This is a genomic window from Bacillus sp. 5B6, from assembly GCF_000259405.1.
Lineage (GTDB): Bacteria > Bacillota > Bacilli > Bacillales > Bacillaceae > Bacillus > Bacillus velezensis.
Map to the genome: position 1 here is coordinate 400335 of NZ_AJST01000001.1, position 13571 is coordinate 413905.

16 protein-coding genes and 1 riboswitch are annotated in these 13571 nt (G+C 46.1%); of the genes, 7 read left to right on the top strand and 9 right to left on the bottom strand.

The window, feature by feature from the left end; all coding sequences use genetic code 11:
* The first annotated feature begins 2 nt into the window (after positions 1-2).
* Positions 3-1196, top strand: coding sequence for a macrolide family glycosyltransferase (locus MY7_RS01945; protein ID WP_007609752.1), 1194 nt, complete (start codon positions 3-5; stop codon positions 1194-1196).
* Between the two features lie 57 nt (positions 1197-1253).
* Here MY7_RS01945 and MY7_RS01950 read toward each other — a convergent pair whose 3' ends face one another.
* Positions 1254-1508, bottom strand: coding sequence for a hypothetical protein (locus tag MY7_RS01950; RefSeq protein ID WP_007609753.1), 255 nt, complete (start codon positions 1506-1508; stop codon positions 1254-1256).
* Positions 1509-1739: 231 nt separating this feature from the next.
* On the opposite strand from MY7_RS01950, the gene MY7_RS01955 reads away from it, so the two are divergent.
* Positions 1740-2009: a hypothetical protein gene (locus tag MY7_RS01955; RefSeq protein WP_007409303.1), complete on the top strand. Its 270-nt coding sequence runs from the start codon at positions 1740-1742 to the stop codon at positions 2007-2009.
* Between the two features lie 136 nt (positions 2010-2145).
* On the top strand, positions 2146-3504 hold the full coding sequence (locus tag MY7_RS01960; protein ID WP_029326192.1) for a serine hydrolase: 1359 nt from the start codon (positions 2146-2148) through the stop codon (positions 3502-3504).
* Between the two features lie 52 nt (positions 3505-3556).
* Here MY7_RS01960 and MY7_RS19690 read toward each other — a convergent pair whose 3' ends face one another.
* Complete coding sequence (locus tag MY7_RS19690) at positions 3557-3730, bottom strand: hypothetical protein (protein ID WP_007409301.1); 174 nt, start codon at positions 3728-3730, stop codon at positions 3557-3559.
* A 196-nt stretch (positions 3731-3926) separates the two neighbouring features.
* Between MY7_RS19690 and MY7_RS01965 the strand changes: the two genes are divergently transcribed.
* Positions 3927-4493, top strand: a complete 567-nt coding sequence (locus tag MY7_RS01965; RefSeq protein WP_029326191.1) for a YdhK family protein — start codon at positions 3927-3929, stop codon at positions 4491-4493.
* A gap of 51 nt (positions 4494-4544) precedes the next feature.
* Here the strand turns inward: MY7_RS01965 and MY7_RS01970 are convergent, their stop codons facing one another.
* Positions 4545-5705 carry an MFS transporter gene (locus MY7_RS01970; RefSeq protein ID WP_007609764.1) on the bottom strand — a complete coding sequence of 387 codons (1161 nt, stop codon included), beginning with the start codon at positions 5703-5705 and terminating at the stop codon, positions 4545-4547.
* A gap of 54 nt (positions 5706-5759) precedes the next feature.
* Positions 5760-5859: riboswitch (purine riboswitch) on the bottom strand.
* Between the two features lie 176 nt (positions 5860-6035).
* Here MY7_RS01970 and MY7_RS01975 point away from each other — a divergent pair.
* The 3 genes from MY7_RS01975 to MY7_RS01985 all read left to right on the top strand — a co-directional run bounded on the left by MY7_RS01975 (position 6036) and on the right by MY7_RS01985 (position 8764).
* A complete protein-coding gene (locus MY7_RS01975; protein ID WP_007409298.1) occupies positions 6036-6752 on the top strand; it encodes a GntR family transcriptional regulator in 717 nt (238 codons plus the stop codon).
* A gap of 121 nt (positions 6753-6873) precedes the next feature.
* Positions 6874-7560 (top strand): FadR/GntR family transcriptional regulator, encoded by a 687-nt coding sequence (locus tag MY7_RS01980; protein ID WP_007609773.1) that lies wholly within the window; start codon positions 6874-6876, stop codon positions 7558-7560.
* Positions 7550-8764, top strand: coding sequence for a CynX/NimT family MFS transporter (locus MY7_RS01985; RefSeq protein ID WP_012116961.1), 1215 nt, complete (start codon positions 7550-7552; stop codon positions 8762-8764). The genes MY7_RS01980 and MY7_RS01985 overlap by 11 nt, the downstream gene beginning before the upstream one ends.
* 59 nt (positions 8765-8823) lie before the next feature.
* On the opposite strand, the gene MY7_RS01990 is transcribed toward MY7_RS01985, so the two are convergent.
* The 6 genes from MY7_RS01990 to MY7_RS02015 all read right to left on the bottom strand — a co-directional run bounded on the left by MY7_RS01990 (position 8824) and on the right by MY7_RS02015 (position 13471).
* On the bottom strand, positions 8824-9138 hold the full coding sequence (locus MY7_RS01990; protein ID WP_003156024.1) for a DMT family transporter: 315 nt from the start codon (positions 9136-9138) through the stop codon (positions 8824-8826).
* Entirely contained in the window at positions 9138-9467 is a 330-nt protein-coding gene (locus MY7_RS01995) for a DMT family transporter (RefSeq protein WP_007609775.1), read from the bottom strand. The genes MY7_RS01990 and MY7_RS01995 overlap by 1 nt, the downstream gene beginning before the upstream one ends.
* Positions 9468-9539: 72 nt before the next feature.
* Positions 9540-10121, bottom strand: coding sequence for a TetR family transcriptional regulator (locus MY7_RS02000; RefSeq protein ID WP_007609776.1), 582 nt, complete (start codon positions 10119-10121; stop codon positions 9540-9542).
* Positions 10122-10237: 116 nt separating this feature from the next.
* Positions 10238-11800 (bottom strand): APC family permease, encoded by a 1563-nt coding sequence (locus MY7_RS02005; protein ID WP_007609777.1) that lies wholly within the window; start codon positions 11798-11800, stop codon positions 10238-10240.
* Positions 11801-12037: 237 nt separating this feature from the next.
* The gene (locus tag MY7_RS02010; RefSeq protein WP_007409292.1) at positions 12038-12892 is read right to left on the bottom strand and encodes a manganese catalase family protein; all 855 of its coding nucleotides are present in this window, start codon (positions 12890-12892) and stop codon (positions 12038-12040) included.
* 111 nt (positions 12893-13003) lie between these two features.
* Positions 13004-13471: an SRPBCC family protein gene (locus MY7_RS02015; protein WP_007609778.1), complete on the bottom strand. Its 468-nt coding sequence runs from the start codon at positions 13469-13471 to the stop codon at positions 13004-13006.
* Between the last annotated feature and the right edge of the window lie 100 nt (positions 13472-13571).

Below are 13571 nucleotides of genomic sequence, written 5' to 3' on the forward strand. Positions count from 1 at the left end.
AAATGGCGAAACATATTCTGATGATCAATTTTCCCGCAGAAGGACACGTAAACCCGACTTTGGGTATGACAAAGGCCTTCAGCGAACGGGGCGATCACGTTCATTATATCTCAACGGAAAAATACAAAAGCAGACTGGAAGGAGTAGGGGCGAAAGTTCATCTTCACAGCGATCTGCTCAGAATGACACCTATTGATCCCGGCAGTCCGTCCGGCATACTTGCATTTTTAAAGGTTCATATCAAAACGTCACTGGAGATTTTACATATTGTGCAGCGGCTGGCAGAGGACATTCAATTCGACGCCGTCTATTATGATAAATTCGGTGCGGGAGAGCTGGTGCGGGATTATCTCAACATTCCCGGCATCTCTTCTTCAGCATCCTTCCTGTTCAATGAAGACCGTCTGAAAATACTGCCGCTCCATCCGGAATCGGGCGTGCCGTTTCAGCCGGACAGGGAATGTGAAGAGCTGTTGGCCGAGATGAAAGACAAATACGGTGTCGCCCCTGACAGCATGGTTCAATTTATGAACAACACAGGTGAATTGAACGTCGTCTATACAAGCAGATATTTTCAGCCCGAAAGTGAGACATTCGGAGATGAGTATTTATTTATCGGTCCGAGTTTTCCGAAGAGAAAAGGGCGCGTCGACTTCCCGATTGACTCATTAAAGAATCAAAAAGTCATTTATATCTCAATGGGAACGGTGCTCGGGGACACAGAAGCGTTTTTCAATCTGTGCATAGACGCGTTTTCAGATTTTGAAGGAAAAGTAGTCATTGCCGCCGGGGAAAAAGCCGATCTGTCGAAAATCAAACAGGCGCCGGAAAACTTTATCATCGCTCCGTACGTGCCGCAGCTTGAAGTGCTGGAGCAGGCCGACGTGTTTGTCACGCATGGCGGAATGAACAGTGTAAATGAAGGCATTCATTATCAAGTGCCGCTGGTCGTCATCCCGCACGATAAAGACCAGCCGATGGTTGCGCGCCGCCTGACTGAATTGGATGCAGGCTATACAGTGCAAAAAGATGAAGTAAGCGCTGAAAAGGTAAAGCTTGCCGCGGAAGAAGTGCTGCATAACGGAAAATACAAACAAGGCATTCAAGTCATTAATGAAAGCTTTAAAGAATGTACGGACATGAAGGATGTTCTGGCCCGGATCGACCGGTTTATTGAACAAAAACATGCTCAATAATACATGGAAAAAGCCTGTTTCCTCTGCCAAAGGGAAACAGGCTTTTTATAATGGCTTTTAGATGATGTGATGTTCTTCATTTGCAAGTTTCACAAGAGTCAGAAGAGATTCTGCCTCACGTGCTTCGAGTGTTTTTGCCAGACGGTCTTTTTCAAAGATCTGCTGGCCGAAGACATTCACTGACGCCTGGTCAACCGCCGTGTGCCAGTCCTTTTGTGAATGATTCTCAGAAAAAGAGAAAACGAACACGGCAAAGACCGCTATAAGCATCGCCATGACCCAAAATTTTTGCCGATTTCCTGCTGCTGACATAGGCCGCCTCCTAAACATTTTACTGGTATTAGATCATATATGAGCTGTTTTTAACAGAGTAAAGAAGTCATTTTTTCATGTAGTCCAAATGAAACGGAGCACAGCCGAAAGCCCGCCGGTCAGGACGATGAGCCAATTCATATTTTGTTCATATTTTATTAAAAGTTTATCCAAGCTTGTCCTTTACAGTAGATATAACCACAAAATGCTGCTGAAAGGAGCCTTTAAAAAATGCATATTCATATGATCAACAAAAACCAGTTTGAGAGTGACTTGGAGGCGGCCGGCTTCAGCCGTCAGGCAGATGATATTATCGGCAAAATGAAAGAGTACGTAACGGAATACGCGGCTTCATCCGAACGGTTCCTGATTGAAATTCAAACCGTCATGAACGAATACAAAGCCGTCGTCTGCGCGATGTTTTCGACCATGGAAATTGCCGGTGCAAATAAAGACGAGAAGCATGTTGAATTTGAAGCCTGCACAGTATTGTGTGAATGAAAGACATTCATCAAACCTCCGCGGCTGCCTGAACGGCAGTATACTGACTGGTGTTTCGAGAAGGAAAAATATTGAAACTTCTAAAGCGGCCGTTCGTATAAAAGAGTAAATCAGCTTGTATATGGAGGTTCGTGAAATGATCGATAAGAAAAAACAAGCGTTTGAACAGCTTTTCAGCACTTTAGACGAAAGACATGAAATAAACGGCGCTGCATTGGCAGCGGAAAACGGCCGCATCTTATACCAGGGTTCATTCGGCGCTGCAGAACTGAAAACAAAGAGGATGCTGAATGACCAATCGGTCTTTGAATTGGCCTCAGTATCGAAGCCGTTTACAGCTTTGGGCGTTATCATTTTAGAGCAGCAAGGGAAGCTGCGTTATGACGATATGATAGAGCGGTGGCTTCCTGATTTTCCTTATCCGGGCATTACCATTCGGCATTTACTCCATCATACGTCAGGATTGCCGGACTATATGGAGTTGTTCTTAACACATTGGGACCGGGACAGAATTGCCGTTAATCAAGATGTGATCAATATGCTTAAGCAGCATAAACCGGATGCTTATTTCCCGCCGGGCAAGGAGTGGCTTTACAGTAATACGGGGTATGTGGTGTTAGCGGTTATTATAGAAATTGTATCAGGCATGAGTTTTGCTGAATTTATGAAACAAGCCGTATTTCATCCGCTTCGTATGCACGATACGCGGATTTATAACAGAAGGCTGAGTAAAGAAAACATTCCGAACTATGCATATGGCTATGTGTATGATGTTCATTCCGGAGAATATGTGCTGCCGGATGAACTTGAGGAAACCGATTATGTCGTCTTTCTTGATGGGATTCAAGGTGACGGAACCGTTAACTCCGCTATAAGAGATTTATATCTGTTTGATCAGGCTCTTTATACGGAAGAAATCATCAGCAAAGAGTCTAAAGATCAAGCGTTTACACCGGGCTATTGGAATGAAGAAGAGCAATTCGGATACGGATTTGGCTGGATGATTCAAAACAGCCGGCAAAAAGGGAAGGTTATCAGTCACGACGGAGGCTGGCCTGGCTATTCAACTCTGATGATCCGGTATATTGACCAGAATAAAACATTGATTTATCTCAGCAATATGGAACAATCGTATCAATTTGAACAAGCTGTAATTGCCGCGGCTGTAAACATCTTATTTGATCAGCCATACGTGATTCCGAAACGTCCGGCAGATCAGAAAAAAGCAGATATCGATCCTGCGATTTACAGCAGATTTACCGGCAATTACTCATTTCAGGATGACACACATGCATCGGTGGCGGTAAAAGAAAACCGATTGTATCTTACAATAGACGGGCAGACACCATTCGAATTATTCCCAATGACGGAAACCCGTTATTTTGTCAGGGCGCTGCCGCTTGAAATTGAATTTGCAGGTGATAAAGCACAAACTGCCCCGCATTTTGTTTTATATCAGGACGGCACAGAAGAAACGGCTGTGCGGATAGATTGAGTGACATGCAAAACAAAACCGCCGTCCTGAGAAGACGGCGGTAATAGAAAGGTCAAACCCCTTTGATGACGCGAAATTTTCTTTTCGGCTCTGACATAAATATAGAAGAAAAAATCATAGCTCCGAGCATTGTGATGTATTCCATATAAAGCGAAACTTCTGCCAAAACCAACCCCGCAATCATTAAAACAGCGCCCAATACCACCGCAAAAACCTTCGTTTTCATGATGAGTTCCCCCTATTATCTGATAATTGAATTATACTGCATCTCCATTAATGTGTACATTTTGTGAACAATTTCACCTGATGAAAGGCAATAAAGAGAGATTTGAAGAATTAGGAGAAATGACAGGCCATCTTTTTGTTTTACTGAAGAAACGAAAGGGAAATTGAAAAATCAAAAAGGCAAAGGAGTTCTTGAAATGAAAGCGAGACTATTTTTATTCAGCATGTTTCTCCTGATCCCCGTTCTGGCGCTTGCCGGATGCAACAGCCAATCTTCAGGAGGAAGCGAAAAAGCGAAAGACAAAGAAACGCACTCTCACGAAGACATGAATCACTCAGGTTCATCCGAGGTGCCGAAAGGTTTAAAGAAGGCCGAAAATCCGACTTATAAAGTCGGCAGTGACGTCATGATTTTAGCTTCTCATATGCAAGGCATGAAAAATGCGCAAGGAACCGTAAAAGGTGCTTATGATACAACGGTTTACAGTGTATCTTACACTCCGGAAACGGGAGGAAAGCGCGTCGAAGATCATAAATGGGTCATTCAGGAAGAGCTGAAGGGCGCCGGTGATAAAACGTTAAAACCGGGTGACAAGGCTGTGATCGAGGCATCCCATATGAAAGGCATGAAGGGCGCCGAAGCCGTTATTGATTCAGCCAAAAAGACAACCGTTTATATGGTCGACTATACACCGACTGACGGCGGCCAAAAAGTAACCAATCATAAATGGGTGACAGAAGACGAGCTTGCTGCCGCAAAATAAAAAGACCGCAAAAGCCGAAGGAACTCCTTTGGCTTTTTTGCGGTCTCACATTTATGCGGATTTTCTTTTCAGAGCAGGTCTCGTTAAAGAGAAAACAGCTAACGCGACAGCGATAATGACAATCAAACCGCCGCACCAGGCTGTTGCTGTGACAGAACCGGTTTGTCCGATCACGCCGCCGCCGATGGCTGACCCGAGCGCGATGCCGATCTGCAAAGCGGACGTGTTGAAGCTTTGCTGAATATCGGAAGACTCAGGCGCAATTTTGATTAAATAGCTTTGCTGCGCCGGCGCAAGGCTCCAGCTGAGCAGTCCCCAGATCACCATCGCAGGCAGGAAAATGATTAAAGAAACCGTTGTCAGCGGAAGAATAAACAGGATCAGAGCGAAAGAAACGGTCACAAGCATGATGCTTTTAAATGCTCCTAAGCGGTCATACAGCCAGCCTCCGAACGGGCCGCCGCATACTGCTGACAGACCGAACAAAAAGTAGCATACACTGACCCAAACGGAACTCAAATGAAGCGTTCTTTCCAAAAAAGGCGCAAAGTAGGCATAGAGTGTGTAATGCCCCGCCAATGTAAACAAGGTGACAAGATGTGCGCTGGCAATTTTGGCGGTCCCGATCGTCTTGATCTGCTCACGAAACGGAATCATTTTTTCAGCAGGTATTTTTTCGAAAAAGACGCTGATAATCAGCATGGAAATGAGAGATAATACGCCGATTCCCAAGAACAGAACGCGCCATCCGAAGGCATTGCTGATGATAATACCGACAGGCACGCCTAAAGCGATTGCGGAGCTGAACCCCATGAAAATGATGCCGATCGCCCGCGCTCTGTATTCAGGTGCCACGATTTTAGGAGCAATCGTTAAAGAAAGGACGACAATCAGCCCTGTGCTCATGGAAGCGAGCACCCGTGACACCATAAGTACGGCGAAATTGGGACTGAAATAAGCGACCAGATTACTTAGGAAGAAAATAAACAGTGCGATTAAATAAAGCCGCTTTCGTTCAGCCTTTGCCGTCATTGCCAAAAGCAGCGGGCCGGATACCGCATAACCGAGCGCAAACACGCTGATCAGCTGCCCTGCGCTGACGATGGATATATCTAAGTCGGAAGCGATTTGCGGAAGAATACCGCCCACAATTAATTCAACCAATCCGACTGCGATGGTAGATGCTGCAAGCAGAAATACTTTGAAATTCATGTACAGATACTCCTTTTTTTATTTTTTAGAAAATAAAAAATCCTGATTACAAAAAGTGTACGGGACAATTTTTGTAATCAGGATTTTACGGTTCCTGGTAGACACCCTCAAACCATATCATTGAGGTTATACAATGTATGCAATATTCGGTTGTGTCCGTTTCTGCAAAAATTCTACCATAATAGTGAGGGAGATTCCATAGAAAATTCGAGGAAATCCTTTCAATTTCAATATCGGCGGCTGTAACGTCATTGATGAAGCAGGGAAAAAAATTTATGATAACCGTAAGGAGTCTATACAGATCAAACATTATACAGCCGGAGGAAACCGATGAATAAGTACGAAAAAATCGCCAACGAAATGAGAAAGAGGATTAAAAGCAGTGTATATGACATAGATCAGCCGATCCCGGATGAAAAGACGCTCGCTGCGGAGTTCGGGTGCAGCCGGATGACGATGAAGCGGGCGCTTGATACACTTGCGGCTGAAGGGATGCTTTTCAGAAAAAGAGGGCACGGCACGTTTATCATTCAATCAGCCATGCAGGATGAGCACGTTCACGTGGTCAGCAACGAAATTCTCGGCCTGAGCAATTTGTTAAAAGGAAAGAATATCAAGAGCAAGGTCATCCGGTTTGAAGTGCAGTTTCCGTCTCAAGATGTCGCCGCACATTTGGCCATCGATGAAAAGACTCCCGTCTATTATGTAGTAAGGCTCAGAATTGTTGAAGGCGAACCGTATGTTCTTGAAAAAACGTACATGCCGGCGAGCCTTATACCCGGCATTAATGACGAGGTGCTCAACCATTCCATCTACGATCATATTACGCGGGAACTCCAGCTCAAAATCGCAGGCTCACACAGAAAAATCAGAGCGTGCAAGTCGGATGATATGGATCAGCAATATCTCGGCTGCCGGCCGGATGACCCGATACTTGAAGTCGAGCATGTAGGCTTTTTGGACAACGGCACTCCCTTTGAATATTCATTTTCCCGCCACCGTCATGACAAGTTTGTCGTGACCTCAGTCAATATAAAACGTTCATAAAAGCGCCGAAGAGTGAGAGAAAAACTCACTCTTTTTTTGTTGCCGCTGATTTACATCTCCGCTTCTTTTATGTTATATTACCCAATGATAGAATCATCCTACAAATTTCAGAGGTGTTTTGATGGAGATATCCAAAACAAGCAGACTCTCGCTCGTAGAACAAGTGGTGACGCAAATTGAATCGTTAATTCAATCGGATAAATGGCCGGTCGGGACGCGCATTCCCCCTGAGCTGGATTTAATGAAGCAATTTGATGTGAGCCGAAACACATTGCGTGAGGCCATTCGGGCGCTCGTACATGCCGGCCTGCTTCAGACAAGGCAGGGGAGCGGTACGTATGTCAGCTCATCCAGTGTTCTCGGCGCGGCATTTTACCGCCATATTAAAAAATCAAATTTGCTTGAAACATTAGAAGTCAGATACGCACTCGAAAGAGAAGCTGCACGATTGGCGGCGGAAAGGCGTAATGACGAAGACCTGAAAGCACTGAAGGCATGCTTGGATGAATGTGAAGCGGCCTTGCAAAATGAAGATCGAAAACGGTATGCCGAAGCCGACATTAAGCTGCACAAAACCATTGTACAGGCGGCCCATAACAACATGCTTTCTGATCTATACGAGCATATGACGGAGGCGCTTTGTGCGTCAGTCCATAACCTGTTGGAAATCACCCCTGCTATCCGGATCCACACCCAGCTTGCCGCCGCGATTATCGGACAGAAACCGGATCAGGCCATGGAGGCCGTCAACCAATACATCACAGTATTTAAAGATACAATACACATGGAGGATGAACATGAAAATTAAAGACGAACATCAAATTCTGCAAGCAAGTCAGCGTAAAAAACTGATATTGCTGGTCATCGGAGTCATATTGATAGGGGCCAACCTCAGAGCGCCTCTGACATCGGTCGGGCCGCTCGTTTCCTCAATTCGGGACAGCCTCGGCATGACCAATGCGGCTGCCGGCACCATTACGACAGTGCCGCTTTTGGCCTTTGCATGTCTGTCACCGTTTGTTCCTTTATTGTCCCGGCGCTTCGGGACCGAGATTGTCTTACTGTCATCATTAATTGTCCTGACAGCCGGAACTCTGCTGCGCTCCATCGCCGGAATCGGCACTCTCTTTTTCGGAACGATCCTGTTGGGATTGTCGATCGCCGTATGCAATGTCCTGCTGCCGAGTCTCATTAAACATAAGTTTCCCGGAAATTTAGGCATCATGACCGGCGTCTACTCGGTTTCTATGAATCTGTGCGGCGCGATTGCATCCGGCATCAGCGTGCCGATCGCCTCTTCAGCGGGGTTAGGCTGGAAAGGCGCGCTCGGCTGCTGGGCTATCCTTTCTTTCATTGCGTTCGTTATGTGGATTCCGCAAATGCGAGGACGCGAACTGCCTGTCCGCACGACTGGGACAAACGGAGAGAAGAAAAGCAGTCTGCTGCGGTCTCCGCTTGCTTGGAAGGTGACGATGTTCATGGGGCTGCAATCCCTTATTTTTTACACCGTCATCGCTTGGCTGCCGGAAATTCTTCAGCAGAATGGACTCAGCTCAAGTAAGGCGGGATGGATGCTTTCATTAATGCAATTCTCAGTCCTGCCGATTACTTTTATCGTGCCGATTGCTGCCGCTAAAATGAAAAATCAGCGCGCACTCGCCGGACTGACAGCTTTATTTTTCCTTATCGGCATTGCCGGCGTTCTTTTCGGAAGCCCGGCTCTCACTCCGCTATGGGTCATTTTGATCGGAATTGCGGGAGGATGTGCGTTCAGCTTGGCGATGATGTTCTTCAGCCTGCGGACCCGGCATGTTCATGAAGCCGCGGCGCTTTCCGGCATGGCCCAGTCATTCGGATACCTGCTTGCCGCGTTCGGGCCGCTCGTATTCGGTTTGCTGCATGACATCACGCACGGCTGGACGGTTCCGTTATTCATGCTGATCGCAGTCTCCGTTCTGATCTTTATTTTCGGAGTCGGAGCGGGAAAAGCGGAACAGATCAAAACAGCATAAAAAAACAAAGGGCCCGCTTAGGGTCCTTTGTTTTTTATTTAAAAAGCTGTCTCAGGCCGTCACGCTGTCAGTTTTAAGCCGATGACACCGATGAGGATAAGCCCCAGAGACACCAATTGTGACAGATTGAATTTTTCTTTAAACCAAAGTATGCCCACGGCCGAAACGCCGATGCTTCCCATGCCGGTCCAAGCCGCATACGCGACACCTGTGGGAAGAACCTGCATCGCTCCGGAAAGGCAAAAGAATGAAAGCATAAAGCCTGTTACCATGACAATCAGCGGCCACTTTTTTTTAAAACCGTCAATATGTTTCATGGCAACGGCCGCTACAACTTCCTCCGCTCCGGCAATAAATAACAGCAGCCATGCCATTAATGTTCACCCCTTGTTTCAGTTTCTTTCGTAAATACCTTCATTCCTAAAATGCCGCACAACAGCAAAGCCAAAAAGAATATTTGCCCGATTGAAAACGATTCGCCTAAAATGACGCCCGTTACATATGTGCCGACGGTGCCTATTCCGACAAAAACGGTATATGCGGCAGCCATCGGAATTTTTTTATAAGAGCGGATCAGCATCAGAAAGCTGACGGCAATCAGAAGGAAAATACCAATCCAATCAAAGAGCGAATCCGCATGCTTCAGGGCGGACGCCCAAACTACTTCTAACAGTCCGGCTATCAATACAAGCAGCCAATACATGATACAGTCACCTCAGTTATGAATGAATGTCAGTCATTTTTACGGCGGTCAAAAATGATCGGTCTCCGCCAATCATTTCTGCAAGCTTCTTTTGAGAAAGCTGAATATTTCTTTTTTATATACTTCAAGATCGACATCCTGTTCACAGCCGATATAAAACCGTTCAGCCGCGTTCTCGACAACGTTGATAATCGTTCTGGCCGTCCATCTGACATGAATGCCGCTGTGGACCTCACCTTGTTCAATGGCCGTATTGATCACGCCTTCCAGCCAGGAATAATAAGGCTGATAAATGGCTTCCCATTTCTCCATTGAATGATCGATGGCAAGACCGGAATAACAGAGAACGATAATATCTTTATGAAGCCGGGTGATGTGAAATGTCTCATCTACCAAAATGTCCAGCAACGTCCAAAAATCTTCAGAACCGTCCGTTTTCCCTTTTATCCTGTCCAGCGTAGTGTCGAGCAGGTTTTCTGCAATCGCGGATATCAGTGCGTTTTTAGAAGAAAAATATAAGTAAAACGTCCCTTGGGCCGTTCCGGCTTTTTTGACGATTTCTGAAATGGATGCTTTGTCTAATCCTTTTTCAGAAATGACTTCAATCGCGGCATGCAGGATCTTTTCGTATTTTCCCGAGCTTTGTTTTGCCAATAGAGGGGTTCCTCCTTTTATGAATGACTGTCATTCATTTTATCGCACATTCGCTTTTTTGTCATCCCTTAAAATAAAAATACCGGAAAGAAGACCATACTTCTTTCCGGCATTCGTCATTTATCACTGTCGATCATAGCCTTCGGCAGGCCCGTATATTTTGCCCAATAATAAATACCGAGCGAACCGACGGCGATCAGAATCAGGTCAAGCGGATTACTGATAATGCCCATTCCGTGGCCGAACGAGCCGAGATAGGAGAAAATCAGCATCATGACATAAAAGCCGACGATCCACCATGCTGATTTCAGCTGCTGGCGTATGCTGACATCCTCTTTGGGAGCATATTTACTGAAACAAAGATAGATCAGAAACATGACAATTTGAGAACCGAGAAGCCAGGATACGGTGCGCCATCCGGACCAATATACAATATAAGAGGTAAAAATAAACGACAGCGGTCCGATGATGCTCATCCCTTTTAAATAAAACGGTCTGTTAATATTCTTCGCGTTAACTCTCAGCGCCGCAGAAGAAATCGGCGCAATCGCATAAGACAGAATCAATGCGACGGAGCATACGTTGACAAGAGCGTTCCAAGAAGGGAACGGAAGCGTCCAAAAAACAGCAAGACCGAACGAAAGCCAAAGGGAGGCACGCGGTGTCCCGGTTTCTTTATTGACTTTAGAAAAAATGCTGAATAATGTTCCGTTTCTGGCCCAGGCATAGACGAGACGTGAAGTCGTATTCATAAAGATATTTCCGTTACCGCCCGGTGATAAGATCGCATCTAAAATGACCAATGTCGCCAGCCACCCCAAACCGAGCAAAACGGCGATATCTTTGAACGGAAGGGAGAATTCAGTCCCGATAGCCGGCCATCCGTGCTTCAGAGTATCCGCCGGGATCGCCCCGATAAAAGTGAGCTGAAGCACGGTGTAAATAATAGTAGAAACGATAATACAGACAATCAATGCGATCGGAATGTTCCGCTTCGGATTCTGCACTTCACTCGCGACAGCCACAATCGGATGCAGCCCAAGATATGCAAACATGACGCCGCCTGTGGAAATCGCGGCCTGAATTCCGGTGAAACCAAAAGGCGCGAATCCGTGAACGGTCATATTGCCCGGGTGAAAATGAAAAATCAGTACCACAATTACCGTAATCGGTACGACATATTTAAAAATCGAAATAATGAAGTTTGCTTTCGCAAAGGTTTTGACACTCCAGTAATTGAGGAGGAAGAACAGGCAGAGCAGCGCAAATTGCAATATCCACCCGGCAATTGTCGGCGAATCAGAGCCTTTTACGGTCAAACCGGGAAACCAATACGCCACGTATTGGCGGACGGCCGTGACTTCTATAGAAATAAGACTCGTGTATGCCACAATGGTGACAAAGGAAATTAAATATCCGACCAGGTGTCCGTGTGAATATACGGGATACCGGATAATTCCCCCGGTCCGCGGCAGCGCGGCACCCAGTTCCGCATAAACCAAGCCGATCAATAAGATGATTCCCCCGCCGATCAGCCAGGAAAAAACGCCTGATGGGCCCGCTTTAGAGGCGACGTTACTGACGGCAAACAGCCATGCCGAACCGAATATGGCTCCCATGCCGATTAAAATAAGATCAAAAAGTGACATAGTTTTCTGGAAGTTTCCTTGCTTAGACATTCGCTGCCTCCTTAGAAAAGACATTGTTCTCTTTACATAATTCCCATTATCATTCAAACATACCCAGCCGGCCGGCTGGAAAATTAGGACAACTTTCGAAACGAAGTATGTACAGCAATGTGCTCACATTATAATAACGGCCGTATGGCAAGATCTCCCGGCTTATATTCCCCGTTTTAAACACATTCAAACCTCATATTCAGAAAAACAAAAAACGCCCGAAACAGGCGTTTTTTGTTACAAGTTCATATCTTTCAGTCCGGGGCTGTGCTCATTCGGAAGTTCAGGAAGTTCCGGCACGGGGAAACCTTTAGGAGGCTCGGACACACTTAATTCGCCGCCGTTTCGGCTCGGCGTCGTTCCCTGCAGAATTTCTCCGATCCGTGTCGGATCCAGTCTGAAATTAAATTGGGTATTATGATAACCCATCTCAACGAATTTCCGGCATTCCGGGTATTTTTCAATATCATAATTCGGCACGGGAAATAATTTGCCCCATTCGACACCCAGTGTTTCCAACGCTTTTGTAAATGCATTTTGATGGGCGTTGTCACGGACGATCAGAAAACCGAGTGTTTCTCTGAACGTCTGATTTGAACTCATTTCATAAATGCGCGTCTTTTGCAGCACGCCGGTTGATTCCAGCACGACATTGTCCAATAAATCGGAAATCAGGTTCCCGTGGTTGTATACCCAAGACCCGTTCCATGGATTGCCGCCGGCGTCTACAGGAAGAGAACTTTGCGCCCCGATGATAAAATGGTGCGGATTGGCGTGTTTAACTGCTTCGTCAAGCGGCGCCTGATCTGCTGCCTGATTTCCGGGACCCTCAGCGCCGCTTTCGTCGAGCAGCGCATTAATCGTATGCTGGACAAGCTCAACGTGTGCGATCTCTTCTAAAAATACACCGCGAAGCAGGTCACGGAACTGTTTTTCTTTTCCTCTGAAATTAGAGCTTTGGAAAAAGTATTGCATCATCGTCCGCATTTCTCCGTAGTGCCCGCCTAAAATTTCCTGAAGCACCTTGGCCGCGGCCGGGTCCGGCTTGTCCGGTTTAATGATATTGATCAGCTCTTCTTTGTAATAATACATAAACAGCGCCCCCTCAAAGAAGTTTTCGGTTCTTCTGTTAGTGTCTTTGCAAAGTCAGTTTTTATGTATCGGCATCAAAAAAAGGACGGAAACCGTGTCCGTCCTTTTGTGTTAAGCCTCAACCGCCCCGCGAAGTTTCGTGTTGACAAGCCCGTTCCATCCTTGATCCATCGTACTGTGAATCTCGGAGCTTTTCCGATTGACTTTATTGATAACGGCTTCCGGCTCTTTCCATCCGCCGTGAATGAGAGTGAATTCCGTATCTCCGCTTTCCGTTTCCTTTAAGACAAAAGAAACGATCCAGCCTTCTGTATCCCACGAAAAAGAAAGGCGGTACGGCGCTTCAATATCCAGCAGCTTGCACGGAGACGGACCGAACGGAGATTCCAGCTGAAACTCACTGTCTTCTTGAGGTGTGAAATTATTCGGCATAAACCAGAGAGACAGGCCGTCCGCAGTGGAGACTGTATCCCAGACAACTTGTATCGGCGCCTTGAAAACGGCGGTATGAATAATGTCCGGTAATGGCTGATTGCCGCTGTTGTTGTTTTTGTTATCTTTGTTTTGTTTATCAGACATGATGCGTAACCACTCTTTCGCTGTTTTTACTTTTGATCATACTACACGGGGCAGGACATTTGAAATCAAATCAAACTTATTCTATGCTTTTCCAAAGCCA